This window comes from Chryseobacterium antibioticum (genome assembly GCF_012927325.1).
Taxonomy (GTDB): domain Bacteria; phylum Bacteroidota; class Bacteroidia; order Flavobacteriales; family Weeksellaceae; genus Chryseobacterium; species Chryseobacterium antibioticum.
This window is the reverse complement of the sequence record NZ_JABBGI010000023.1, coordinates 49,430-73,175: the sequence shown is the minus strand read 5'-3', so window position 1 is coordinate 73,175 and position 23,746 is coordinate 49,430. Positions and strand designations below refer to the sequence as shown.

Annotated in this window: 24 protein-coding genes; 6 read left to right on the top strand and 18 right to left on the bottom strand. The window is 37.8% G+C overall.

The features are described from left to right. Positions 1–166: 166 nt before the first annotated feature. The 3 genes from trxB to holA form a co-directional block, all read right to left on the bottom strand. Entirely contained in the window at positions 167–1,108 is a 942-nt protein-coding gene (gene trxB, locus HHL23_RS16855) for a thioredoxin-disulfide reductase (protein ID WP_169235955.1), read from the bottom strand. 405 nt (positions 1,109–1,513) lie between these two features. Continuing rightward, entirely contained in the window at positions 1,514–2,407 is an 894-nt protein-coding gene (locus tag HHL23_RS16850; protein WP_169235954.1) for an alpha/beta hydrolase family protein, read from the bottom strand. Positions 2,408–2,445: 38 nt separating this feature from the next. Then, on the bottom strand, positions 2,446–3,483 hold the full coding sequence (gene holA, locus HHL23_RS16845) for a DNA polymerase III subunit delta (RefSeq protein ID WP_169235953.1): 1,038 nt from the start codon (positions 3,481–3,483) through the stop codon (positions 2,446–2,448). Between the two features lie 7 nt (positions 3,484–3,490). Between holA and HHL23_RS16840 the strand changes: the two genes are divergently transcribed. The 4 genes from HHL23_RS16840 (at position 3,491) to HHL23_RS22860 (ending at position 5,784) form a co-directional block, all read left to right on the top strand. Beyond that, a complete protein-coding gene (locus HHL23_RS16840) occupies positions 3,491–3,922 on the top strand; it encodes a type I restriction enzyme HsdR N-terminal domain-containing protein (protein ID WP_169235952.1) in 432 nt (143 codons plus the stop codon). A gap of 340 nt (positions 3,923–4,262) precedes the next feature. Beyond that, entirely contained in the window at positions 4,263–4,874 is a 612-nt protein-coding gene (locus HHL23_RS16835) for an HAD family hydrolase (protein ID WP_169235951.1), read from the top strand. A 200-nt stretch (positions 4,875–5,074) separates the two neighbouring features. Further along, entirely contained in the window at positions 5,075–5,626 is a 552-nt protein-coding gene (locus HHL23_RS16830) for a dienelactone hydrolase family protein (protein WP_317174706.1), read from the top strand. Positions 5,627–5,634: 8 nt separating this feature from the next. Beyond that, on the top strand, positions 5,635–5,784 hold the full coding sequence (locus HHL23_RS22860) for a dienelactone hydrolase family protein (protein ID WP_317174705.1): 150 nt from the start codon (positions 5,635–5,637) through the stop codon (positions 5,782–5,784). Between the two features lie 100 nt (positions 5,785–5,884). Here the strand turns inward: HHL23_RS22860 and HHL23_RS16825 are convergent, their stop codons facing one another. The 6 genes from HHL23_RS16825 to HHL23_RS16800 all read right to left on the bottom strand — a co-directional run bounded on the left by HHL23_RS16825 (position 5,885) and on the right by HHL23_RS16800 (position 9,763). Then, positions 5,885–6,244 (bottom strand): cupin domain-containing protein, encoded by a 360-nt coding sequence (locus HHL23_RS16825; RefSeq protein WP_169235950.1) that lies wholly within the window; start codon positions 6,242–6,244, stop codon positions 5,885–5,887. Then, a complete protein-coding gene (locus HHL23_RS16820; RefSeq protein WP_169235949.1) occupies positions 6,241–6,768 on the bottom strand; it encodes a GNAT family N-acetyltransferase in 528 nt (175 codons plus the stop codon). Before HHL23_RS16820 ends, HHL23_RS16825 begins: the two co-directional genes overlap by 4 nt. Before the next feature lie 3 nt (positions 6,769–6,771). Further along, positions 6,772–7,377, bottom strand: coding sequence for a DUF2911 domain-containing protein (locus HHL23_RS16815; protein WP_073334924.1), 606 nt, complete (start codon positions 7,375–7,377; stop codon positions 6,772–6,774). 29 nt (positions 7,378–7,406) lie between these two features. Further along, positions 7,407–8,450, bottom strand: a complete 1,044-nt coding sequence (locus tag HHL23_RS16810) for a bifunctional transcriptional activator/DNA repair enzyme AdaA (protein WP_169235948.1) — start codon at positions 8,448–8,450, stop codon at positions 7,407–7,409. 2 nt (positions 8,451–8,452) lie between these two features. Continuing rightward, positions 8,453–9,226 (bottom strand): isocitrate lyase/PEP mutase family protein, encoded by a 774-nt coding sequence (locus tag HHL23_RS16805; RefSeq protein ID WP_169235947.1) that lies wholly within the window; start codon positions 9,224–9,226, stop codon positions 8,453–8,455. A 66-nt stretch (positions 9,227–9,292) separates the two neighbouring features. Next, a complete protein-coding gene (locus HHL23_RS16800; RefSeq protein WP_169235946.1) occupies positions 9,293–9,763 on the bottom strand; it encodes a DUF1203 domain-containing protein in 471 nt (156 codons plus the stop codon). A gap of 140 nt (positions 9,764–9,903) precedes the next feature. On the opposite strand from HHL23_RS16800, the gene HHL23_RS16795 reads away from it, so the two are divergent. Continuing rightward, entirely contained in the window at positions 9,904–10,758 is an 855-nt protein-coding gene (locus HHL23_RS16795; protein WP_169235945.1) for a hypothetical protein, read from the top strand. A 395-nt stretch (positions 10,759–11,153) separates the two neighbouring features. On the opposite strand, the gene carB is transcribed toward HHL23_RS16795, so the two are convergent. From carB to HHL23_RS16775, 4 genes are all read right to left on the bottom strand, one after another. Beyond that, positions 11,154–14,336 (bottom strand): carbamoyl-phosphate synthase large subunit, encoded by a 3,183-nt coding sequence (gene carB / locus HHL23_RS16790; protein ID WP_169235944.1) that lies wholly within the window; start codon positions 14,334–14,336, stop codon positions 11,154–11,156. A gap of 56 nt (positions 14,337–14,392) precedes the next feature. Continuing rightward, positions 14,393–14,743 (bottom strand): four helix bundle protein, encoded by a 351-nt coding sequence (locus HHL23_RS16785; RefSeq protein WP_169235943.1) that lies wholly within the window; start codon positions 14,741–14,743, stop codon positions 14,393–14,395. Positions 14,744–14,800: 57 nt separating this feature from the next. Continuing rightward, a complete protein-coding gene (locus HHL23_RS16780) occupies positions 14,801–15,874 on the bottom strand; it encodes a carbamoyl phosphate synthase small subunit (RefSeq protein ID WP_169235942.1) in 1,074 nt (357 codons plus the stop codon). 114 nt (positions 15,875–15,988) lie between these two features. Then, on the bottom strand, positions 15,989–16,885 hold the full coding sequence (locus HHL23_RS16775; RefSeq protein ID WP_169235941.1) for an aspartate carbamoyltransferase catalytic subunit: 897 nt from the start codon (positions 16,883–16,885) through the stop codon (positions 15,989–15,991). Between the two features lie 240 nt (positions 16,886–17,125). Between HHL23_RS16775 and HHL23_RS16770 the strand changes: the two genes are divergently transcribed. Next, positions 17,126–17,587 carry an Lrp/AsnC family transcriptional regulator gene (locus tag HHL23_RS16770; RefSeq protein WP_169235940.1) on the top strand — a complete coding sequence of 154 codons (462 nt, stop codon included), beginning with the start codon at positions 17,126–17,128 and terminating at the stop codon, positions 17,585–17,587. 152 nt (positions 17,588–17,739) lie between these two features. Here the strand turns inward: HHL23_RS16770 and argH are convergent, their stop codons facing one another. From argH to HHL23_RS16745, 5 genes are all read right to left on the bottom strand, one after another. Continuing rightward, a complete protein-coding gene (gene argH, locus HHL23_RS16765; RefSeq protein ID WP_169235939.1) occupies positions 17,740–19,044 on the bottom strand; it encodes an argininosuccinate lyase in 1,305 nt (434 codons plus the stop codon). 323 nt (positions 19,045–19,367) lie between these two features. Beyond that, a complete protein-coding gene (locus HHL23_RS16760; RefSeq protein ID WP_169235938.1) occupies positions 19,368–20,450 on the bottom strand; it encodes a M20 family metallo-hydrolase in 1,083 nt (360 codons plus the stop codon). Beyond that, entirely contained in the window at positions 20,425–21,219 is a 795-nt protein-coding gene (argB, locus tag HHL23_RS16755) for an acetylglutamate kinase (protein ID WP_169235937.1), read from the bottom strand. Before argB ends, HHL23_RS16760 begins: the two co-directional genes overlap by 26 nt. A 118-nt stretch (positions 21,220–21,337) precedes the next feature. Beyond that, positions 21,338–22,294: an N-acetylornithine carbamoyltransferase gene (locus HHL23_RS16750; protein ID WP_185194887.1), complete on the bottom strand. Its 957-nt coding sequence runs from the start codon at positions 22,292–22,294 to the stop codon at positions 21,338–21,340. 232 nt (positions 22,295–22,526) lie between these two features. After that, positions 22,527–23,666, bottom strand: coding sequence for an aspartate aminotransferase family protein (locus HHL23_RS16745; protein WP_169235936.1), 1,140 nt, complete (start codon positions 23,664–23,666; stop codon positions 22,527–22,529). Positions 23,667–23,746 lie beyond the last annotated feature (80 nt).

Below are 23,746 nucleotides of genomic sequence, written 5' to 3'. Positions count from 1 at the left end.
ATCAAAATGGAACTTCGGGATATGATTACTGCAATTTTAATCGTATTTGCGGGAGGGGATCCAGGAAAGGTTTTCAAAACATAAGAATGCAAAAAAAAATGACCGGAATTTCTTCCGACCATGACTACACCCACCGGGTACGCTTTGTATTGTAAAAAACTGAATATTAATGTAATTCAGCAAGATATTTCTCTGCATCCATCGCTGCCATACATCCGCTTCCTGCAGCGGTGATCGCCTGTCTGTAGATATGATCCTGAACATCTCCTGCAGCAAATACACCCGGAAGATTGGTTCTTGTAGACCCTTTTTCAGTAAGGATATATCCGTTTTCGTCAAGATCGATCTGGCCCACGAAGATATCCGTATTCGGTTTGTGACCGATAGCGATGAAGATACCGTCTACATCAACCGAAGATTTCTCCTCAGTTTGGTTGTTGATGATCATCGCTCTTTCTACGAGGCTGTTCTCCCCTTCAATACCTATTAACTCATGGTTGAATTTCACTTCAATGTTCGGCGTATTTTCTACTCTGTGGATCATTGCTTTAGAAGCTCTGAACACGTCTTTTCTTACCAGCATCGTTACTTTTCTTGTAAGCTTTGCAAGATAAGTTGCTTCTTCTGCTGCTGTATCTCCTGCTCCTACTACTACCACGTCTTTTCCTCTGTAGAAGAATCCGTCGCATGTAGCACATGCGGAAACACCGCCACCAGCATATTTCTTCTCATCGTCAAGGCCCAGATATTTCGCGGTAGCTCCTGTAGAGATAATCACCGTTTTGGCCAAGATTTCCTTATTTCCTGCGTATAATTTGTGAACACCGCCTTCTTCTTGGGAGAATTCAGCTTTAGTGATCATTTCGTAATGAACTTTAGTGTCGAATCTTTCCGCCTGCTTTTGCAGATCCATCATCATTTCAGGTCCTGTAATCCCTGCCGGATATCCTGGAAAGTTATCAACCTCCGTAGTTGTGGTTAATTGTCCGCCCGGCTCCAAACCTGTATATAGTTCTGGTTTCAAGTCTGCTCTTGCCGCATAAATAGCTGCTGTAAAGCCAGAAGGCCCGGATCCAACGATCACACAATCTAAAATGTTTTGTTCCATAATTTACTTTGTTCAAAAAGATTTTAATTCAGACCGCTAATTTCGTAATTTTTAATGTTTTATTAAAGTATTTTTAATGATACTTGTCAATATGAAATATGTGGACTGTCGATTGGGGTTTATTTGTTTGAGGATATTAGAGTCGGAGGGTTTGAGAGTAGATGAGTTTAGAGAGGGTTGTTGGTTGCTGGTTACTGGTTTTATAGTTAAGTGTAGGATGCGAGATTCGGGGCGGACTAGTTTGGAGAGGGTTGTTGGTTGCTGGTTCTTATCGTTGAGTATATGTTCAGTATTTAACATCTGATCTCTGCAATCTTAGCACTCTAACCTACAAAAACCTCACACTCTAATACTCTAATACTCTAAAACCCTCAAACTCTCCTACTCTCCTACTCTCCTACTCTCCTACTCCACCATCCACTTCACCAGATCACTCCCATCCACAATATTCCATGAATGCGGATGTTTTGTTCCGTCTGCCCGAATGCCGCGGCCTTGGGTCTGGATGAGTTCCGTATGTTTACTTCCTGCTTTCAGTAATGTCTGATAGGCTTCTGCCAGCACATAGGCATTAAGTTCTTCGTAGGTTCTGTTTTTCTTTTCCAGCTGCCATTTCAGGTCAGGTTCACAATAAAATCTTGTTTTAATGTTCTTGAGATATTGAATATTACCTTCATCAGCAGGTGCAGACATTAAATAGGGTGAAAACATTTTATATTTTTCACGGTTGATATCCGGTTTCCTTATTTCTTTTTCCAGAAGTTCAGTCAGGAACTTTCCTTCTTCTACGGCTTCGGGATCAGCATTTTTGGCTACATCTTTTCTAGCATTATCATACAGCTTTTCAAGATCAATTGGAGAATCTACAACCAGCAGACCTTTGGGCTGTATAGGATCATGATTTTTAATTAAAAAAGTAGCCAGAAGAAGTGCGACATTTCCACCTCCGGAAAAACCTCCGATGTATATATGATCTGTAGAAATTTTATTGCGCTTAAATATCTTGTGTAACGTTTTTGCGTATTCCTGTTTTTCAGATTCCGTTAAAAATAATTTCTGATTATAATCTAAAAGAATCGTGGTAATACCTTTCTTTTCGATGCCCTTTAAAAATCCGGCTTCGGTTTTTGTATGTTCAATAGTACAGGGAAAGCAGGGAAATAAAATAAGAACCGCTTTCTGATCCGGTGCAATCGTTAATTCATAATGACGGCCTTTTATCGTCTGCCCCGAAACATTCTGAGCCGTAAAAACCATTAAAAACACAGATAAAACAATCAGGAAAACACTTTTTCTCATATCAACAAAAAGATAAAACACTCCTACTCCAATACTCCCTACACCTTCATTTTAATCTTATCCACATTGATAATCTTATAAACAAGCTCCTTGATCAGTTCTGCCTCGCTCATATTCACAGCACCAAGCCCTTTTCCTTTCATATCAAATTCTCTCAAGATTGAAATGACTCTGGTCGCGTGTTTCAAGGGATAAAGCCTTGCACTTTCCGCATAATCTTTGATAAAATAAGGATTGACGCCCATTTGTGAAGCAATAACCTGCGGCGACTGTCCGGCCATCGTCTGATAAATAATCACATTGGAAAAATAGCTGTACAAGTTAGCCAGCATCATAACAAATGGGTTATTCTTTGGATTTTTACCCATAAAATGAGCAATTCTGAAGGCTGCATCGGCATTTTTAGTTCCTAAAGCTTTCTGAAGTTCAAAAACATTGTACTCTTTGCTGATCCCTATATGATTTTCTACGATCGTTCCGTCCAGCATTTCGCCTTCTTTAAGGATGATCTTCAGCTTGTTCAGTTCGTTGGCAATTCTTGAAAGGTCGTTTCCAAGATATTCTGCAAGCAGATGGGCAATATTTGGCGCTGTTTTGATTTTCAATTGTGCACATTCATCAGCGATCCACTTTGGAAGATTTGAATCTCTCACCGATTCACTTAAGAAAAGCGCTTTGGCTTTGTCTAAAGCTTTTGCAGCTTTTTTCCTGCTGTCCAGTTTCTTGTGTTTGTGGGCAAAAACCAGCACTGTTGAAGGGACAGGATTTTCCACATAAGTTTCCAGAACACGGTTTTCTTCCTCATTGAATTTCAGATCCTGAGCTTCCTTGACGATAATCAGTTGCTTGTCACCCATCATGGGAAATTGTCTGGCCAAAGAAAGGATCTCCTGGTATGAAGTATCTTTTCCGTACACCACAGTCTGGTTAAAAGCTTTTTCATCTTCCTCCAGAAAGTCGTGTTCAAGCACTTTTACAGCAGCATCAATAAAGTAAGGTTCTTCTCCGTGGAAAAAATAAATAGGTAAAACTTCTTTATTTTTAATATTTTTGAGGATTAAATCTAATTCTTTCATCTTATTAATGGAACTTCCAAAACTGAATTTTCAGGAAACTTTTGATTTTAAATTCAAGAAAGACAAAGATAAGTTTTTTATTTATGACTTAGTCCGCAAAACTTACCTTCTGCTTACTCCTGAAGAATGGGTACGCCAGCACTGGATTCACTATTATCTTACGGTAAAAGGGTATTCTGCATCGGCACTGATTACTGAAAAAAAGATCCTCCTGAATGGCCTTACCAAAAGAGTAGATCTTCTGGTTACAGAAAAAACAGAACCCGTTATCCTGATTGAATGCAAGGCTCCTCAAATTAAACTGACAGAAAAAACGTTTGAACAAACCGCAAGGTATAACTCCATTATCGGAGCTAAAGAAATTATCCTGACGAATGGCCTGCATCATATCAATGCGTACTATGAAAATGGACAGTATCAATTCTATAAACAGGAGTAAAATTTCAATCACAAGTTTTTAATTGACTGGGATCACATTCCCATCCTCCGGAGAGGTGGCGAAAATTCAAAGAATTTTTGACGGGGTGGTTTAAAAGATTCATATCAACCACAAAAGTCACAAAAGCTTTTGAAACCCTTAAGTGTATTTAAGTTGAATACATTGCGCAAAAGAAGTACACTTAAGTTTTCATGAAAATCTCTGATTTTCTACCTTATGTCCTCTTAGTACTTTCAAGATGGTAAAAACTTTTGAAAATAACGTGATCTTAAAGTGTTTAAAATTAAAAACTTTTGCGACTTTTGTGGTTAAATAAAATTAAAAAAGTTTAAAAACATATATGAAAATTAAAAATATCATCTTCGATTTTGGTGGCGTATTAGTAGACTGGAATCCAAGATATTTCTTTAAAGATTATTTCAATGACGATGAAAAAATGGAATACTTTCTTGAAAACATTGCCCAGTCGGAATGGAATGAAGAACAGGACAGAGGAAGACTTTTATCCGAAGGAACTGATATTCAGGTGAAAAAATTCCCGGAATGGGAAAAGGAACTTAGAGCTTATTATGATAACTGGACCGTCATGCTGAAAAGTGACATCCCTCAGAATGTAGACGTTTTAAGACGTTTAAAAAATACGGATTATCAATTGTTCGGACTGACCAACTGGTCTGAGGAAACCTTCCCGTACGCCCTCGAAAACTATGATTTCTTCCAGATTTTTGACGGAAAGATTGTCGTTTCAGGAACAGAAAAACTGATCAAACCTGATCCGAAAATCTGGCATGTGCTGTTGGAAAGATACCATATTGAAGCAGGTGAATCTATTTTCATTGATGACAATCCTAAAAATATTGAGATGGCTCAGTCTTTGGGTTTTACGACCATCAAAATCAATCCTGATACGGATCTGAAACAGGAACTGGAAAACTTAGGTATAAAGCTCTGACCTGCTTCAGTTTTATACGATATACATCCTCATGATAAATTATTTTCAGTAATTTAGATGAGGATTTTTTATGTCAGCGAACAGACGATGATTCAGAGATGGTTTCGTTGCTTTGTATTTCGTAATGACCATATGCCTGAATTTTATCCTTTAATAAATTACAAAATATGATACGTATCCTTTTATTAACCGCTTGTATAATGAGCACAGGAACCGTTTTCGGCCAGAAACTTAAAACCATTTCCTATCAGGACGGCTCACAGAAACTGAATGGCTTGGTTACTTCCAATGCAGGAAAAAAACTTCCGGGCGTTTTGATTCTTCCAGCCTGGAAAGGTATTGATGAGGAAGCTAAAACCGCTGCTGCGGAACTTGAAAAACAGGGATATATTGCCTTTATTGCCGACATTTACGGGGAGGGAAATATTCCGACGGATAATGCTTCTGCCGGTAAAACTGCAGGATATTACAAACAGAATTATGATGCCTACCAAAAACGTATTTCTTTGGCTCTGGAGCAATTGAAGAAAAATGGAGCCATTTCCAATAAAATTGCAGTGATTGGGTATTGTTTCGGAGGAACGGGTGCTTTAGAATCTGCAAGAGGAGCCCTTCCGGTTGTGGGTGTTGTTTCTATTCATGGAAGCATTGGAAAAGATCAGACCAGAAAAAACGGACCTATTGCCACCAAGATTTTAGTTGAAAATCCAGCTGATGTCAGGGAGTCACTCCGGAAGATTATAATAATCTAATCAAGGAAATGAATGAAGGCAATGCAGACTGGCAGATCATTACTTATGCTCATTCAAAACATACGTTCACCGATCCGAAATCACCTGATTATAATGAGGTTATGGCGAAAAGAGCGTGGAATCATACACTGATGTTTTTGAAGGAAATACTGAAATAAATTTCATTTATTTCAATGTAACAGTTTATCAATGTAACAGTGCAACAATACTTGAACCGAGTGATTGGTACATTGCTACACTGCTATATTGGTCTATTTTTTACTCTTCCCTGTTCACCAATTCCATAGAAAAGGCAGGAAGGCAAATGGCAATATAATCGCAAGGTTCAGAGAATGGATTGCTGTAACGCACTCTTGCTCCTTTTTCTATCAGAATACTCTGTCCTTTTTCAAGAATAACAACTTCACCATCGATCTCAAACTGCTTTTTTCCTGAAATGACAAGAGTGAATTCATCAAATTCGGGAGTCTGGTGCGGCTCACTCCAGTTTGGTGGTGCCACCATATGGGCAATGGATACATTTGAATTTCCCGTGGAGTTTCCCCAATGTTCTTCGATGAGTTTTCCGTCTGTGGTAGGTACTACAAAGGGCGATTGTTGGATTTTATATTTTTTCATGAGTCGTTTTCTTTTTTTATTTCATACACAAAATTGGTTCTTGTGGGCTCTGCGAAATAGGCGACTTCCTCTTCCGCGATCCTCTGTCCGCCAATTCTTTCCAAAGCGGTCTGGGAACGAACGTTCTCCTTACCGATGTGAAAATGTACTTTATCTACAAACTGGAAGATATAGTCGAGCATGAGTTTCTTCACCTGCGGATTGATTCCTTTACCCCAGGATTTTGTCCCGTAGAAAGTATACCCTATGAAAATACGGTTCTCCTCTTCACTATAGTTGTAAAACCGGGTGCTTCCCAAAACATCACCAGAAGATTTCTCCACGATTTTAAAAGCGCCTCCGCTTTCCATCGCTCCCAGAAAAAAACTTTCAAAAACTTCTCTTTTGTAACGGTCTTTGTTGGGATGCTGCTCCCAAACCCGGGGATCGGAAGCTACTTCATATACAGACTCAAAATCCCCTTGCTGTAAGGGGATTAATTGGTATTCCTGATTTTCTAAAACAGGTTGAATTGAAAATTTCATTGCTTAGCTTTTTGCTTTTGCTGCGTCAGATTCTATCTTCTTGATTTCTTTCAGTTTATCTGAAATTTTGATTACCGCATCCGGTTTTGCAGGTTTCAGAGCAACTTCTGCCTGAACCATATCCCATTTGATGACTAAGTTTCCTGAATTTTCATCGGTAGGATTTAAGGTAATCTCAAACCATTCCTGCTTATCTGCCAATTTATTGACAGGTACTGTAATATCTACCACATCCTGTTTCGGATCATAGGTATAAGCGCCCCACTGCTGGAAGTCTTTATTCAATATCACTTTCCATTCTTTTTCTGTAGGAACAATGAATAAACCGTATGTTCCGGCAGGAACCATTTTTCCACCGAAATTAACAGACTGTCCGAATGTGATTTTTGTCGATGAGTTCGCTCCTGCTCTCCAAACCTGTCCGTAAGGAACCAGTTCTCCGAAGATTTTACGTCCTTTCACTCCCGGTCTTCCGTAATCGATGCTGATTTTAGACATTGAAAACTGTTGTTCTACCTTCTGACGCGGACTTGCAGCCGGTACTGAGTAATCCTGAGCAAAACTTAAAGCCGAAGCTGATAGGCAAAGTGCAAATAGTAACTTTTTCACGTGTAAATTTTTGTCTAAATTTACAAAAATCAAAATAAAATAGCCTTCTCTAATTCCAATAATTTTTGCTTTCTCCATATTCCTCCTGCATAGCCCACCAGCTCTCCGTTTGAGCCAATGACACGATGGCAGGGGATCAGAATGGCAATTTTATTAATACCATTGGCCGTTCCTACAGCACGTATGGCCTTGGGATTTCCTAAAAACTCAGATTGCTGTTTGTAGGTTCTGGTCTCTCCCATCGGAATTTCACGCAACAGCTGCCAAACCTTCTCCTGAAACTCAGTTCCGGTGATGTACAGCGGAACATCAAACGTTTGCCTTTTCCCTTCAAAATATTCTTTCAGCTCTTCTTCAAGCTGTTTGAAGTGTTTATTTTCTCCCTGTATAATTTCTCCATTCAAAGCTTTGGACAATGAGATGAATTGTTTTTCCATATTTTTCCGGTCGGTAAATTCAAGGAGGCAGATCCCTTTATCTACAGCACATGCAAACATAGTCCCAAGGGGAGTTTCAATTCTTTTAAGATCAATTATCATTTGTATTTTGCTGTTTTTTGGTGAGACTCCGAGAATATTTTTAAAACGTTCACTAAAACCGCTTAAGCTTTCATATCCTGAATCTAAAGCAATTTCCATGATGCTTTCTCCGTTTTTTATTTTTTTGAAAGCCATATTCATTCTGAATTCTCTTTGAAAAGCTTGAAATGTCATTCCATGATTTTTTAAAAACCATCGGCGAATCGTTACCGGTTCTATATTTCTTTTGAGAAGATCAGCATCTCTGATCTTCTCAAATTCGTTTTGTTGCAACTCATTTAATAGTTCCTGGATATATTTAGGCGTTTCATTTAGTTTTTCAAGAGGTTTACATACTTTGCATGGTCTGTACCCTTTTTCAGCGGCTTCCTGTGTATTCAGAAAGAATTCTACATTTTCTCTTTTAGGTTTCCGGGCAGTACATGTCGGCCGGCAGAATATACCGGTAGTTTTCACAGCCATCCAATAAATTCCTTCAAACGAAGAGTCTTTATCTAAAGATGCCTGATACATTCTATCCTCAGTAAGTTTCATTATTATATAAAGATTGGTGAAAAGCTTTGCTCTTTTAAGATTTCATGGCCTTTTTCTTCTAAATTTTTATACGTATATCCATTTAAGAAATTACCGGATGATATTCTTTTTACTCCTAAATTTTTAAGAGTTTTAAAATCAGGCAACTCTGGCATACACATTACATTCACAGGAAGCACTGTTGATTTCACAATGATTTCAATATCGTTTTCAGAGGTGATACATGGAACAAAAACGCCATCTGCGCCAGCTTCTTCAAACAATTTAATTCTTTGCAGTGTTTCATCTACGGGATTTTCCAATCCTAGCAGGAATGTATCTGTCCTAACGTTGATGAAAACTTCGATTTTATCTTTTTTTAGTTTTGAGACCACTGCATTCAGTTTTTCAAAAAAGTCTTCCCTATCTATTATTTTCCTGGTTCCATCCAGAATACTGCTGTCTTCTATATTAACACCAATCACTCCTATTGCTGCAAGTCTGGAAATATTTGAAACAATTTTATCAGAAGTACTTCCATATCCTCCTTCCAGGTCTACCGTTAATGGTATTGATACTGACTTCAAAGTCCTTTCAATCATATAAAAGTATTCATCAAAAGTCATATTTTCACCATCTTCATACCCTAAACTGTGTGCCACTGCGGAGCTTGAAGTAGCCAGCGCTCTATAGCCTAATTTCTCATATACTTTGGCACTCTGTGGATTCCAGACATTTCCTAACAATAAGGGTTCGTTTTTTTTATGCAGATCTTTAAAAATTTGAATATTCGTCATCCTATTTTTTTTGATAAAATTACTCTTATTGATTCATTATATGCAACCGAAAAATGGACAAGTATTTTATATTCTTTTTACAACACAATTAAAACATCCAGGTTTCGCATTATGAAGATGTATATATTCAATTTTGGGATTTTCCAGAATTTGAGAAAGTTTTTTCTTTAAAAATTCCCCTTCAGAAACATCAGCAAAAATCATCATTGCATCTTTGCTGTACCCTCGGATTGAAATCAATCTGTGATTGAACATTATCGGAATTTCGTTATTTTCATAAGTTTTTGTTAGTTGATTTGCCCTCACAAAAATAGGTCCATTTGCTCGATATGGAGAATTGACATTATGAAAATCATAGTTGAGGAGAAAAATCATTTCACCAATCTTAGCATCTTCCAAAGTACTCCTGCAAGGGAAACCTGGAAATTTGTCCACTCTCATTTTCTTAACATTATTCTCTGAGAGTTCGGTTTCTGATAAATTATTCAGATATTCAAAATCTAAATAATTCAATGCTTCAAATTTAAAATTATTCATTTTCTTTTTTTACAAATTTAAATTGACAGCATCCATATGACAACCGAAAAATGGACAAGTATTTTATCTTCATTTCTTTTTCATTCCAAAAATAAAAGGTAATTTTAAAATTCCTGATTTTAACCACTAATCACTTGATAATGTTCAAAAAAACAAGCCTTATTCTACTCTTTTCTGCGGGTCTTTTCAACATACATGCACAGCAGACCATTCCTTTCCGGATCACCAAACATAATAATATCATTGTAAAAACACTGGTCAATAAAAAGGATACGCTGGATCTGATGTTCCAGATCGCTATGGAAGATGCTTCGATTTCTCCGGAACGACAGCGCAAAGCAGATCATATTATTTTCAATAAAGAGAAAATCAGTGAAAATAATACGGTGCAGATTGGAAAATTAACCCTTAATAACGTTCGTTTTTCGGATAATCAGCTGGCTGGTCACGAGGCTGACGGAAAGATAGGAACAGTCCTGTTTGGAGGAAAGGCATTTAAAATCGATTATGATCATAATCAGTTCATTATCTATGACAAAACACCGGACGTAAAAGACTTCCAACCTATTAACACGATGTATGACCATGAAGCTTTTTATATTGTAGCTGATAACGTTATCGACGGAGATAAGCAACAGGAAGCTTATTTTGTACTTCAATCCGGATATTCAGGAGGATTGCTGTATAGTAATGATTTTGCTGCAGAAAAAGAACTGGATAAAAAACTGAAGATAACAGGCGAAAAAACATTAAAAAACTCCAGTGGGAAAAGCATCATCACCAAACAGGCCGTACTCCCTTTTTTGAAAGTGGGAAATAGTGTTTTAAAAGATGTTTCGGCAGGTTTTTTCATCGGTGATCTCAAAAAACAGACAGTCAATTATTTTGGTGCCGATCTGTTGCGAAGATTCAACTGGGTCTTTGATGCAGACCGAAAAACAGCGTATATCAAACCGAGCAAGTATTTTTCGGAACCTTATTATAAGGTTAACTAAGGGAAACATAGCTAATTTACTGACAGGTAAATAGGTTTTATAATAGATGCTTCGTGAACTGCGTTCGTAAACCTATATGAATATTAGTTCCGATGAACATTTCATATGATCCCGTAGATTTTTAAAGGTTCACTGATCTTAAAATAAACTGACTGAAGTGACTGAGAACAGGGGCAAATTCTGAGGGCATGTATATATTTCTGGATTTTTAGCATTAAGTTAATTTCTGATATTGGTATTTCTTGTTAAAATAAAATACTTATTCCAATGATCAATTTATCATTTTCCTAGTGTATATAAATATCCATAAACAGCAAACAATTTGATCTTCACTACAAACAAAAACCCCGCGAAAAAACTCACGGGGTTTGAAATATATCATCTGGTTTCGATCATTACATCGTCTCCATTTTGAAACTCATGCTTTCAATTACTTTCAGGATGGCTTCTACGGTGTCCATGGATGTTAAACAAGGAACGCCGTTTTCCACGCTCATTCTTCTGATCTGGAATCCGTCTCTTTCTACCTGTTTCCCTTTGGTCATGGTATTCACTACATACTGTACTTTCCCTTTCTGGATCAGGTCGATCAGGTTGACATCATCTTCTCCGATCTTATATCCGATTTTACAAGGAATTCCCTGTTCTCCAAAGAATTTAGCCGTTCCTTCCGTTGCCCAGATTCTGAAACCAACTTCGTGAAATCTTGCTGCCAGATCTGCTGCTTCCTGCTTGTGTTTATCTGCAACTGTGAACAAAATTGACCCATGCATCGGAACTTTTCTTCCTGCTGCAATTAATCCTTTGTACAGAGCTTTTTCCAGCGTTGTATCTTTCCCCATTACTTCTCCCGTAGACTTCATTTCAGGTCCCAGAGAGATATCAACTTTCGTTAGTTTTGAGAAAGAGAATACAGGAACTTTTACGAAGACTCCTTCTTTATTCGGAACTAATCCGTTTTTATACCCTAAATCTTTCAGTTTCTGTCCTAAAATCGCTTTCGTTGCTAAATTAGCCATCGGAACTTCTGTAATTTTAGACAGGAAAGGAACTGTTCTTGATGAACGTGGATTCACCTCGATTACATAAACATTTCCTTCGAAAAGAACGTACTGGATGTTCATTAAACCAATCACATTCAATCCTTTTGCCAGTCTCTGGGTATAATCTACCAAAGTGTCGATTTCCTCCTGCGAAACATTCTGAGGCGGATACACCGCAATAGAGTCTCCGGAGTGAACCCCCGCTCTTTCGATATGTTCCATAATTCCAGGAATAATGACTGTTTCACCATCGCAGATTGCATCTACTTCAACTTCTTTTCCTGTAATATAACGGTCCACCAAAACCGGATGTTCCGGGCTTGCATCTACCGCAAATTCCATGTAATGTGCCAATTCGCTTTCGGTGTAAACAATTTCCATGGCTCTACCTCCTAGTACATAACTTGGACGAACCAAAACCGGATACCCTATCTCGTTGGCAATGGTAATGGCTTCTTCTTTTGATGTTGACGTTTTTCCTAAAGGCTGGGGAATTCCCATTTCCTGAAGGGCCTTTTCAAATTTATCTCTGTTTTCAGCTCTGTCTAAGTCTTCCAGTGAAGTTCCCAGAATTTTCACTCCGTAACTTGCCAGTTTATCCGCTAAGTTGATCGCTGTCTGCCCTCCGAACTGAACAACAACTCCCATTGGTTTCTCAAGATCGATGATACTCATTACATCTTCTTCCGTTAAAGGTTCGAAGTATAATTTATCTGAAATCGAGAAGTCTGTAGAAACCGTTTCAGGGTTATTGTTGATAATAATCGCTTCGTAACCCATCTCTTTGATCGCCCAAACCGAGTGAACGGTTGCATAATCAAACTCTACTCCCTGTCCGATTCTGATTGGTCCTGAACCTAAAACAATCACTTTTTGTTTATCAGTGACTACACTTTCATTTTCTTCTTCGTAAGTTCCGTAGAAATAAGGGGTTTCACTTTCAAATTCTGCGGCACACGTATCTACCATTTTGTAAACTGGTATTATGCCATTTTCTTTTCTGAAATTATAAACTTCTCTTTGCTTAGATTCCCATAAATGAGCGATATTCTGATCTGAGAAGCCTAATTTTTTAGCCTGAATTAAGGTTTCTTTATCAAATTTATTGGCCGCAATTACTTTTTCAAAGTCAACAAGTTTCTTTAATTTCCAAATGAAGAATTTATCAATTTTGCTCCATTCTACAATTTGCTCCCAATCGTAACCTCTTCTCAGAGCGTCACAGATAATGAACAGTCTTTCATCGTCACAAACTCTGATTCTTCTTTCGATATCTTCTGGTGTTAATGCTGCAGCCTGTTTTGTTTTTAATCCCAAATGTCTTAAACCTGTTTCTAAAGAACGAACGGCTTTCTGTAATGATTCCTCAAAGTTTCTTCCGATGGCCATTACTTCTCCGGTCGCTTTCATCTGTGTAGACAATCTTCTGTCCGCTGTTTCGAATTTATCGAAAGGGAATCTTGGGAATTTTGTTACTACATAGTCAAGGGCAGGCTCAAAACATGCGTATGTTTTTCCTGTCACGGGATTCATAATCTCATCTAGTGTTAATCCTACAGCAATTTTAGCAGCAATTTTTGCGATCGGATATCCTGTCGCTTTACTTGCCAGTGCTGATGAACGGGAAACTCTAGGATTCACCTCGATAATATAATAGTTGAATGAATGCGGGTCTAAAGCCAGCTGTACATTACATCCTCCTTCAATTCCTAAGGCTCTGATGATCTTCAGCGAAGCATTTCTCAATAACTGGTACTCTCTGTCAGAAAGCGTCTGAGAAGGCGCCACTACGATGGAATCCCCTGTGTGAACGCCTACCGGATCTATATTTTCCATGTTACAAACCACAATCGCATTGTCGTTGGCATCACGCATTACTTCGTATTCAATTTCTTTGAAACCTGCAATTGATCTCTCGATAAGACATTGCGTCACCGGACTGTATTTTAATCCTAATTCAGCAATCTCTTTTAATTCGGCTTCGGTAGAGGCAATACCACCTCCTGTTCCACCCATCGTAAAGGCAGGACGAACAATTACGGGATATCCAATTTCCTCAGCAAAACGGATTGCTCCTTCTACTGTAGTTACGATATCTGACTCAGGAACCGGTTCGTTCAATTCTCTCATCAATTCACGGAAAAGATCTCTGTCTTCCGCTCTGTTGATTGCAGAAAGTGTAGTTCCTAAAACTTCTACTTTACATTCTTCAAGAATTCCTGATTTTTCCAATTCTACCGCCATATTCAGACCCGTCTGACCTCCAAGCGTTGGTAGCAAAGCATCCGGACGTTCTTTTCTGATGATGTGGCTTACAAACTGAAGGGAAATCGGCTCGATATATACTTTATCTGCGATTTCTACATCCGTCATAATAGTTGCAGGGTTTGAGTTGATCAAAATCACCTTGTAGCCTTCTTCTCTCAAAGACAGACAAGCCTGCGTTCCTGCGTAATCAAATTCAGCTGCCTGACCGATGATGATGGGTCCTGAACCGATTACTAAAATTGTTTTTATATCTGTACGTTTTGCCATTTTTCTTTTTATTGTAGAGTCAAGATTCTAGAGCCAAGAGCCAAGATTCCAGACTTTTATTTTAAATTATTTTTAAACGAATAAATCATTCTCTGAATTTCAGAAACTTCATTTAGTAAAGCATTTATTTTTTCTTCCGGTAAGAGATTTAGTTCTTTAATCAAAATCAATTGTGTCTGCAGTTCAAAAGCTGAACCTAGAGCAACCGCCAGAAAATGATTAAACTCTTTACTTCCATTTCTACCTGAACCTTCAGCAATATTAGAGGGAATAGAAACTGCTGATCTTTTAATTTGAGAAATCAAACCGTACTTTTCATCGTTATTGATCTCCTGACAAATAATGTAAACATTTTTTGCCAATACAATAGATTTTTGCCAGAAAAGTAATTTCTCAAAGTTGTGCATCTGTAGTCTATTAATCTTGTTTTTGCGTCTTGGTTCCTGTATCTTGATTCTTGGTTCTTATTTTTTGAAGCCCTCCATTAAATCAATGAACTCGTCAAACAAATAATTCGCGTCTTCAGGGCCAGGGCTTGCTTCAGGGTGGTACTGAACGGAGAAGCATGGGTGGATCTTGTGTTTCAGACCTTCATTGGTTCTGTCGTTTAGAGCGATGTGAGTTTCAACTAGGTCTGTGTCTTTAAGACTTTCCTGATCTACTGCATAGCCGTGGTTCTGAGAAGTGATAGATACTTTGTTTTTCTCCAGATCCAATACAGGGTGGTTTCCTCCTCTGTGTCCGAATTTCAGTTTGAACGTTTTTGCACCACAGGCAAGACCGATCAGCTGGTGTCCTAAACAGATTCCGAAGATGGGAACTTTTCCTAATAATCCGCGGATCATTTCTAAAGCCTGAGGGTTGTCTTCAGGGTCACCAGGACCGTTTGAAAGCATAATCCCGTCCGGATCCATCAATAAGATCTCCTCTGCTGTTGTATCATGGGAAACGACTGTTATATCGCAGTTTCTCTGAGACAATTCTCTGATAATTCCCAGCTTGGAACCAAAATCTATCAGCACTACCTTGAACCCTCTTCCCGGATTGGCATAAGATGTTTTTGTAGAAACCATTTCTACCTGGTTGATAGGGAAAGTTGTAGATTTCAGCTCTGTAACTACTGCATTTTCATCAGTATCTGCATTCACGATCTTTCCTTTTACCACTCCGTAGTTACGTAAAACTCTGGTCAGTCTCCTGGTGTCGATTCCTGAAATTCCTGAAAGGTTTTTCTTTTTAAATAATTCATCTAAAGTCATCTGGGTTCGGAAATTAGATGGAAGATCGCACACTTCTTTTACGATAAGTCCTTTAATAGCCGGCTCGATGCTTTCATAATCATCACGGTTAATACCATAATTTCCGATAAGCGGATAGGTCATGCAAACAATCTGACCGCAGTATGACGGATCGGAGATCAACTCCTGATATCCTGTCATTCCGGTATTGAAAACTACTTCTCCGGCAGTTTCCAATTCTGCTCCGAAACCTTCTCCATGAAACACTTCACCGGACTCCAGTATTAATTTTTTCTTCATTTTATTTATCTCTTTATTCTATTTTATTCTGTATAATTTCTTTTGTACAATGTATAATGTCGGTTGTATCATGTATTCTATATTTTATACATTTTACTTTCTACATTTTACTTTTTACAATTCCTTAAAGATATGCCCTTCTTTTTCCAGTGCTTCTTTCAGGATGGCCATTCTTGCGAAGACTCCGTTCTGCATCTGTTTGAACACTCTTGAGCGTTCGCATTCCACGAGGTCAGTATCAATTTCAACGCCTCTGTTGATCGGGGCAGGATGCATGATAATCGCTCCTTCTTTCATTACTTTTTCTCTTTCTTTCGTCAGACCGTACTTTCTATGGTATTCGGAAGCGGAGAAACTCATCTGGGCATCGTGCCTTTCGTGCTGAATTCTTAACAGCATCAGAACATCTACTTCAGCGATCAGCTGATCAACCGGTAAATAAGTTCCGTTAATTAAAGCGCCTTCATCAAACCAATGTTCCGGTCCTGAGAAGTATACTTTAGCGCCTAACCTTCTTAAAGCTTCAGCATTTGAATTCGCCACACGGCTATGTTTTACATCCCCTACAATTCCTATCTTCAATCCTTCGAATTTTCCGAATTCCTGATAGATGGTCATCAGATCCAGCATACATTGTGACGGGTGATTTCCTGTTCCGTCCCCTCCGTTGATCACTGGAATATTGATGTTGTTTAATTCTTCGAAATACCTGTCTTTCTTGTCTCTGATAACTACCAGATTCACCCCCAGACTTTCAATGGTTTTCACCGTATCATAAAGGCTCTCTCCTTTATTGACAGAACTGTGCGAAGCATCAAAAGGTACTACCTGCAGCCCCAGTTTCCTTTCTGCCATATCAAAACTCGTCTTTGTTCTTGTACTGTCTTCAAAGAAAAGATTTGAGCAGAAAACTTCTCCTTCAATTTTTGCAGTTTTCCCGTTGGCAAAAGCCAGTGCTTCGGTCAGTATACTGTTGATTCTCTCGGTGCTTAATTCTGTGATCGTAAACATAATTCTTAATTTTTGAGCATAAAAAAAGCGAAGACAGGATCTTCGCTTAATTATAATAAATATCGTAAAGGGCGCTTTCGCCCGGTAAATCTAATGATATAAACACTCTTTTATTCATTAGGTGCAAAGATATAACATTTTTACGAATCTGCAAAACTAAAGTCCCAAATAATTAAAACTTGTAATCCTTCCTTATTTTCATTTTTAATTGATATTTTTGTTAAAACTCAAACCTACTCTATGGATTTAAAAGACAAAATGATTCTCAGTATTATTCAGGAAGACTCTACGCTATCTGTAAAAGAAATTTCAGAAAGGATAGGTCTTACGTTTACTCCAACTTATGAAAGGATCAAACAACTTGAGAAACATGGTATTATTGAGAAATACGTTGGTCTTTTGAACCGTGAAAAGCTGGGTCTGAATATTGTGGTGTACTGTAATGTCCGTCTTAAAGAACAGTCCCAGAAAGTACTGGAAACCTTTGAGAAGAACATTATGAAACACGATGAAGTCCAGGAGATCATCAGTCTTTCCGGCGAATATGATTATATGCTTAAGATCATTGCGAAGGACATCAACTCTTATAATGATTTCGCTGTTAATGTGATTTCAAACATTCCTAATATCGGCCAGTACCACAGTTCTATTGTGCTTCACGAGGTGAAAAAATCGACTAAGTTTAAAATTGATCTGGACTAATCATTTTCAAATGTATTAAACCATTAAGATTTCTTTAAGTAATTAAGGATGGTTAAGGATTCGCAAGCGAATTCTGATAAGTTTCCTGCATATAAAATCGGTAGATCTTCTTAACTCAGCTTAAAAAATTCAATGATCTTAATGGTTCAAAATCAACCCAATAATTTATTCTTCAGTTTGTTGAACTGATATTCTATTTTATCCAGACAAAGATTTCCCAGACTTCCCTGGTGGGTATGCTCAAGATTTCCAACTTCAAACTCAAATTCATTATTTTCAATCTCCTGCCCTACTTTTACATAGGCATCACGGAATGAACTTCCCTTTTTCACTTCTTCATTGATCTTCTCTACGCTGAAAAGGTATTTATATTTTTCATCTTCGAGAATCCCTTCTCTTACCTGAATATTGGGAAGGGTATAACTTAGAATTTCCAGACATTCTTTCAAGGAATCGATAGCCGGAAAAAGAATTTCTTTTGTTAGCTGTACATCTCTATGGTAACCTGACGGTAAATTATTTGTCAGTAAAATAAGCTCATTCGGTAAGGACTGAATTCTGTTGCATCGTGCACGAACCAGTTCAAAAATATCCGGATTCTTTTTGTGCGGCATAATGCTGCTTCCCGTTGTAAACTCCTTCGGAAAACTTATAAAATCGAAATTCTGACTTAAATATAAGCAGACGTCATAAGCAAACTTCCCAAGCGTTCCCGCTAAAGTAGCCATTGCCATAGACAGCATTTTTTCAGATTTCCCACGGGTCATCTGTGCGTACACAGAATTATAGTTCATCGACTGAAAACCTAAGTTGTAGGTCGTACTTTCACGATCAATAGGGAAAGAAGAACCATATCCTGCCGCCGAACCCAGAGGATTTTTATTGATAATATTCTTCACCGAAAACAACAGTTCAACATCATCTAATAATGCTTCAGCATATGCTCCAAACCACAATCCAAACGAAGATGGCATGGCAATCTGAAGGTGGGTATAACCCGGAAGCAGTACATTTTTATGCTGTTCTGCCAGTTTGATCAAAATTTGAAAAAACGCATCGGTCAGAGCTGTAATTTCACGAATTTCATCCAATAAATACAGTTTGATATCCAGTAAAACCTGATCATTCCGGGATCTTGCCGTATGGATTTTCTTTCCGGTATCGCCTAATTTTTCAATTAATATCGCTTCAATCTGAGAATGAATATCTTCTGCTTCTTTATCGATCTCAAAGTTTCCGTTCTCGATATCTTTTAAAATATCTGCCAAAACAGAAAGCATCTGTTCTGATTCTTCACCGGAGATAATTCCGGTTTCTGCCAACATCTGGCAATGCGCCATGGAACCTTTAACATCATATTTTGCTAAACGCTCGTCAAAGTCAAGATCTTTCCCAACTGTAAATTTGTTGACTAGTATATTGGTGGCCAGGTTGTCCTTTTGCCATATCTTTTTCATACGTAATTATTTTTTCCAAGGCCCTATGTAATTGTAGCCTTCATTTGTTTATTTACCAGAATTTCAACCAATTGCGATTTCATCATGGTATTCTTTTAATTCGTTTCAACCTGCTCAGCAGAGTATCTTTAACTATAAAAAAACATTTCCGCATTGAAAAGTCTTCGTCTTTAATTTTCTTTTTTGCATAAATCTTTATTAAAAACTGAACTTTAATCTGCCCGCTGAGCGTGGTTAAAACATTATTTTTTAGATAATAGATTTCAGACATCAGATATCAGACTTTTAAAAATCTAGTGTCTGAAATCTGATATCTGAAGTCTTTACAAAACTTTTTCTAAGATCCTTATATAGATTTCAATTCCTTCTTCAATCTCTTTGATATAGATGTATTCATCTGCCGTGTGAGAGCGCCTGCTGTCTCCCGGACCTATTTTCACGGAGGTACATGGAATAATGGCCTGGTCGGACGATGTTGGCGAACCGTAAGTTGTCCTTCCGATTTCCAGACCTGCCTGTACAAACGGATGGTCCATTTCTATTTTTGAGGAATTCAACCTGAAAGACCTGGCTGTCAATGTTGATTTCATGTGTGACTGAATGATTTCAAAAGCTTCTTTATTGGAATATTCATCCGTGACCCTTACATCCAAAGTAAAAGTACAGGCTTCCGGAACTACGTTATGCTGAACACCGGCGTGAATTCCTGACAGCGTAACTTTAACATCCCCTAAATAATCGGAAACCTTCGGAAATCTGAAGTTCAGAATATTCTGAAGATCTTCCATACATTTTACAATGGAATTATCGTCATTCGGATGAGCAGCGTGAGAAGGAGTTCCTTTCATTTCCCCATCTATCACCAAAAGTCCTTTTTCCGCGATCGCCAGATTCATCTGCGTGGGTTCTCCTACAATGGCGAGTTCTATAGTAGGAAGTTGTGGAAATAAGGCTTCAATTCCATCAAATCCTGAAATCTCCTCCTCAGCTGTCAAAGCAATCACTAAATTATATTTTAAATCTTCTTTCTCATAAAAATGTAAAAAAGCCTGAGCCATAGAAACCAAAGAAGCTCCGGCATCATTACTCCCCAATCCATACAATTTCCCATCCTGCTCAACCGGCAAAAACGGATCTAATGTATATGCCTTATTGGGTTTCACGGTATCATGATGCGTATTCAGCAAAATAGATGGCTTCAATACGTCAAAGTTTTTATTGACTGCCCAAATGTTATTTTTAAAACGTTTAGCAGGAATCTGATGCTTCGTGAAAAAATTCTCAATTTCTACGGATGTATTGTATTCATCTTTACTGAAGGAAGGAATGGTAATCAGCTTTTTAAGCAATTCAACTGCTTGAGTCAGTAACTCTTCTTTACTATAAACAGATTTCAGTTCCTCCATGATGGTTTTCTATATGGTTCTTTAATTCGGTTTCTTTAATTAAGAATACCTTATTGACATTATTCTTTACAGCTCCGAGAGCATTTTCAAGTTTGGGAAGAATTCCTTTATGCAATTTCCCAGCTTCTTTTAAAACAGAAAACTCTTCTGCGGATACCCTTTTTATAATTGATCCGGGATCTTCAACATTTTCCAAAACACCTTCTTTATCAAAACAAAACAACAATTCTACATCATAAACATCAGACAACGACTGTGCAATCACCGAAGCAATAGTATCAGCATTTGTATTTAAAAGATTTCCTTTTTTGTCGTGGGTAATGGCAGAAAAAACAGGAATCAGATCAAGGTCAATCAGTTTTGAAAGCAAATTTTCATTGATACTCTGCTTGTCAATATCACCTACAAATCCAAAATCTATTTCGGGATGTATCCTTTTTCTAGCCTCAATGATATTTCCATCAGCCCCTGAAAACCCTATAGCATCACAATTTTTCGCCTGTAGTTTAGCCACTATATTTTTATTGATACTTCCTGCATACACCATGGACACAATATCCAGCGTGTCTTTATCGGTAATCCTTCTGCCGTTTACCAGTTTCTGTTCAATTCCCAGCTTATCCGCCAGGGTCGTAGCCAGTTTTCCGCCTCCATGTACGAGGATTTTCTTTTCTCCAATCTCAGAAAACTGATCCAAAAACTGGTCAAGCAACTCTGTATTATCAATCAGGGCGCCTCCTATTTTTATGATGTATAATTTTTCTTTCATTTTGATTGATAGGACTTCATCCTACATTTTGTTAAATTGGTCCTCTGGAACTCTTTATGGATTTATATTTTGACAGGATTCCATCCTATCCTTGGCTAAATCGTTCCTTTGAAACTCTTTACGCATTTATTTCATTCAGAATTTCGCTAAAAACGGCTTGTGCAGAGAAAATTCTGTTTTTGGCCTGCTGATAGATGATAGAATTTTCGCCATCCATTACTTCATCGCTTAATTCTACATTACGACGAACAGGAAGACAGTGCATTACCTTACCGTTATTTGTAGTTTTCAACTTTTCTCCGGTCAGCATCCAGTTTTCTTTTACTTCCGGCATGGCTGCATATTCATCAAAAGACGACCAGTTTTTCACGTAGATAAAATCAGCATCTTTTAAAGCTTCATCCTGATTATGGATCACCTTAATATCTTTTGTAAATTTCTTATCGAGATCATACCCCTCGGGATTAGCGATCACAAAATCAACCTCCATTTCCTGCATCCATTCTGTGAAAGAATTTCCAACAGCCTGAGAAATGGGTTTGATGTGCGGGGCCCACGTCAGAACCACTTTCGGTTTACGATCTTCTCTCCAGTTTTCTGTGATGGTCATAGAGTCTGCCAAACTTTGTAATGGGTGGCGGGTTGCAGATTCCAGAGAAACAACCGGTACTTTGGCGTGTTGTTCAAACTGACTTAAGATACTTTCGTTCACATCGTCTTCTTTAGACTTCATTCTCGCAAAACAACGTACTGCAATGATATCACAGTATTGATTTAATACTTCAATAGCATCTTTGATATGTTCTACGGTATCACCGTTCATGATGGCTCCGTCTGCAAATTCCAGATTCCAGGCTTCCTGGGCGGCATTTAAAGTCAGGACATTCAATCCTAAATTCTGGGCTGCAATCTGACTGCTTAAACGAGTTCTTAAACTTGAATTTAAAAACACAAGACCTATTGTTTTTCCCTTTCCTTTTTGTGTTTCGGAATGAGGGTTTTCTTTAATTTGTAAAGCTTTTTTTATGATTTCCTGTAAGTTTTTTACGTCGCTTACAGAGGTGAATTTTTTCATTTGATGAATTTTTAATTAATTGTGATAATCTTAACCACAAAAGGCACAAAAGTTTTTATTTATTATTAAACACTTTAGAACACTTCAGTTTTAATGCTTTATTATTTTGAAAACAGTAAGTTCACATAAGATGAAAATCAAAGATTTTCAGAAAACTCAAGTGTTCTTCTTAAGCGCTTAGTAGTTTCTTTACAATCACTAAAGTTTTTATATCTTTTGTGACTTTTGTGGTTTAAATCTTATCTAAAACTACTTTTAAAGCACTGACAAAAAGATCTGTTTCTTCTTTGCCGATATTCAAAGCCGGAAGGATCCTCAAGACACTTTTATCATTGGAATTTCCTGTAAAAATGTGATGGTCGTACAATAGACTTTTCCTCACTTCTGAACAGTCCTGATCCAACTCTACCCCAATCATTAATCCCTTCCTTCGGATGGATTTAATATGTGGAAAGTCTTTAATTTCGTTTTCAATATAATCACCCATTTCCTGAGCATTTGCAGTAAGATTTTCATCTTTCATAACATCCAAAACTGCAATAGCCGCAGCACAGGCTAAGTGGTTTCCTCCGAAAGTGGTTCCCAGCAAACCATTGCTTGCCTGAAACTTGGGATGAATCAAAACACCACCAATTGGAAAACCATTTCCCATTCCTTTGGCTGTCGTAATCATATCCGGTTCGACTCCAAATTCCTGATGGGCAAAGAAATATCCGCTTCTTCCATATCCTGACTGTACTTCATCCAAAATCAGAGCTGCATCATATTTTTCGCACAGTTCTTTAATTTTGGACAAGAATTCTGCTGTTGGGATCATAATTCCACCCACTCCCTGAATTCCCTCAATGATGACAGATGAAATTTCATTCCCTTGAATTTCAAAGATTTCTTCCAACTGTTTGATATCATTCCATTCAGATTTGATGAATCTTTCAGAAAAATTAACGGGAGCTACAATCTTTGGATTATCCGTTACAGAAACCGCTGCCGAAGTTCTTCCGTGAAATGATCCCGAAAAATAAAGCACTTTACTTTTTCCGTTGTGGAAAGATGCCAGTTTTAGTGCGTTTTCGTTAGCCTCAGCTCCTGAATTGCACAGAAAAAGATTATAATCTTCATAGCCTGAAAGTTTTCCCAATTTATCAGCCAGCTCATTCTGCAATTCATTCTGAACAGAATTTGAATAGAAAGAGATTTTCTCTAACTGCTCTTTCAATCTATTTTGATAATGCGGATGATTATGTCCAATGGAAATCACTGCATGACCTCCGTAAAAATCAAGATATTTTTCTCCTTTATCATCCCAAAGAAATGATCCCTGAGCTTTTACCGGATTTATGTTGAATAATGGATATACGTTGAATAAATTCATGTCTATTTATAAATGATAATTGATGTTTGATGAATGATTTACAGTGTCATCTTTTTCTTATAATTTTTCTTTTGTCTTAA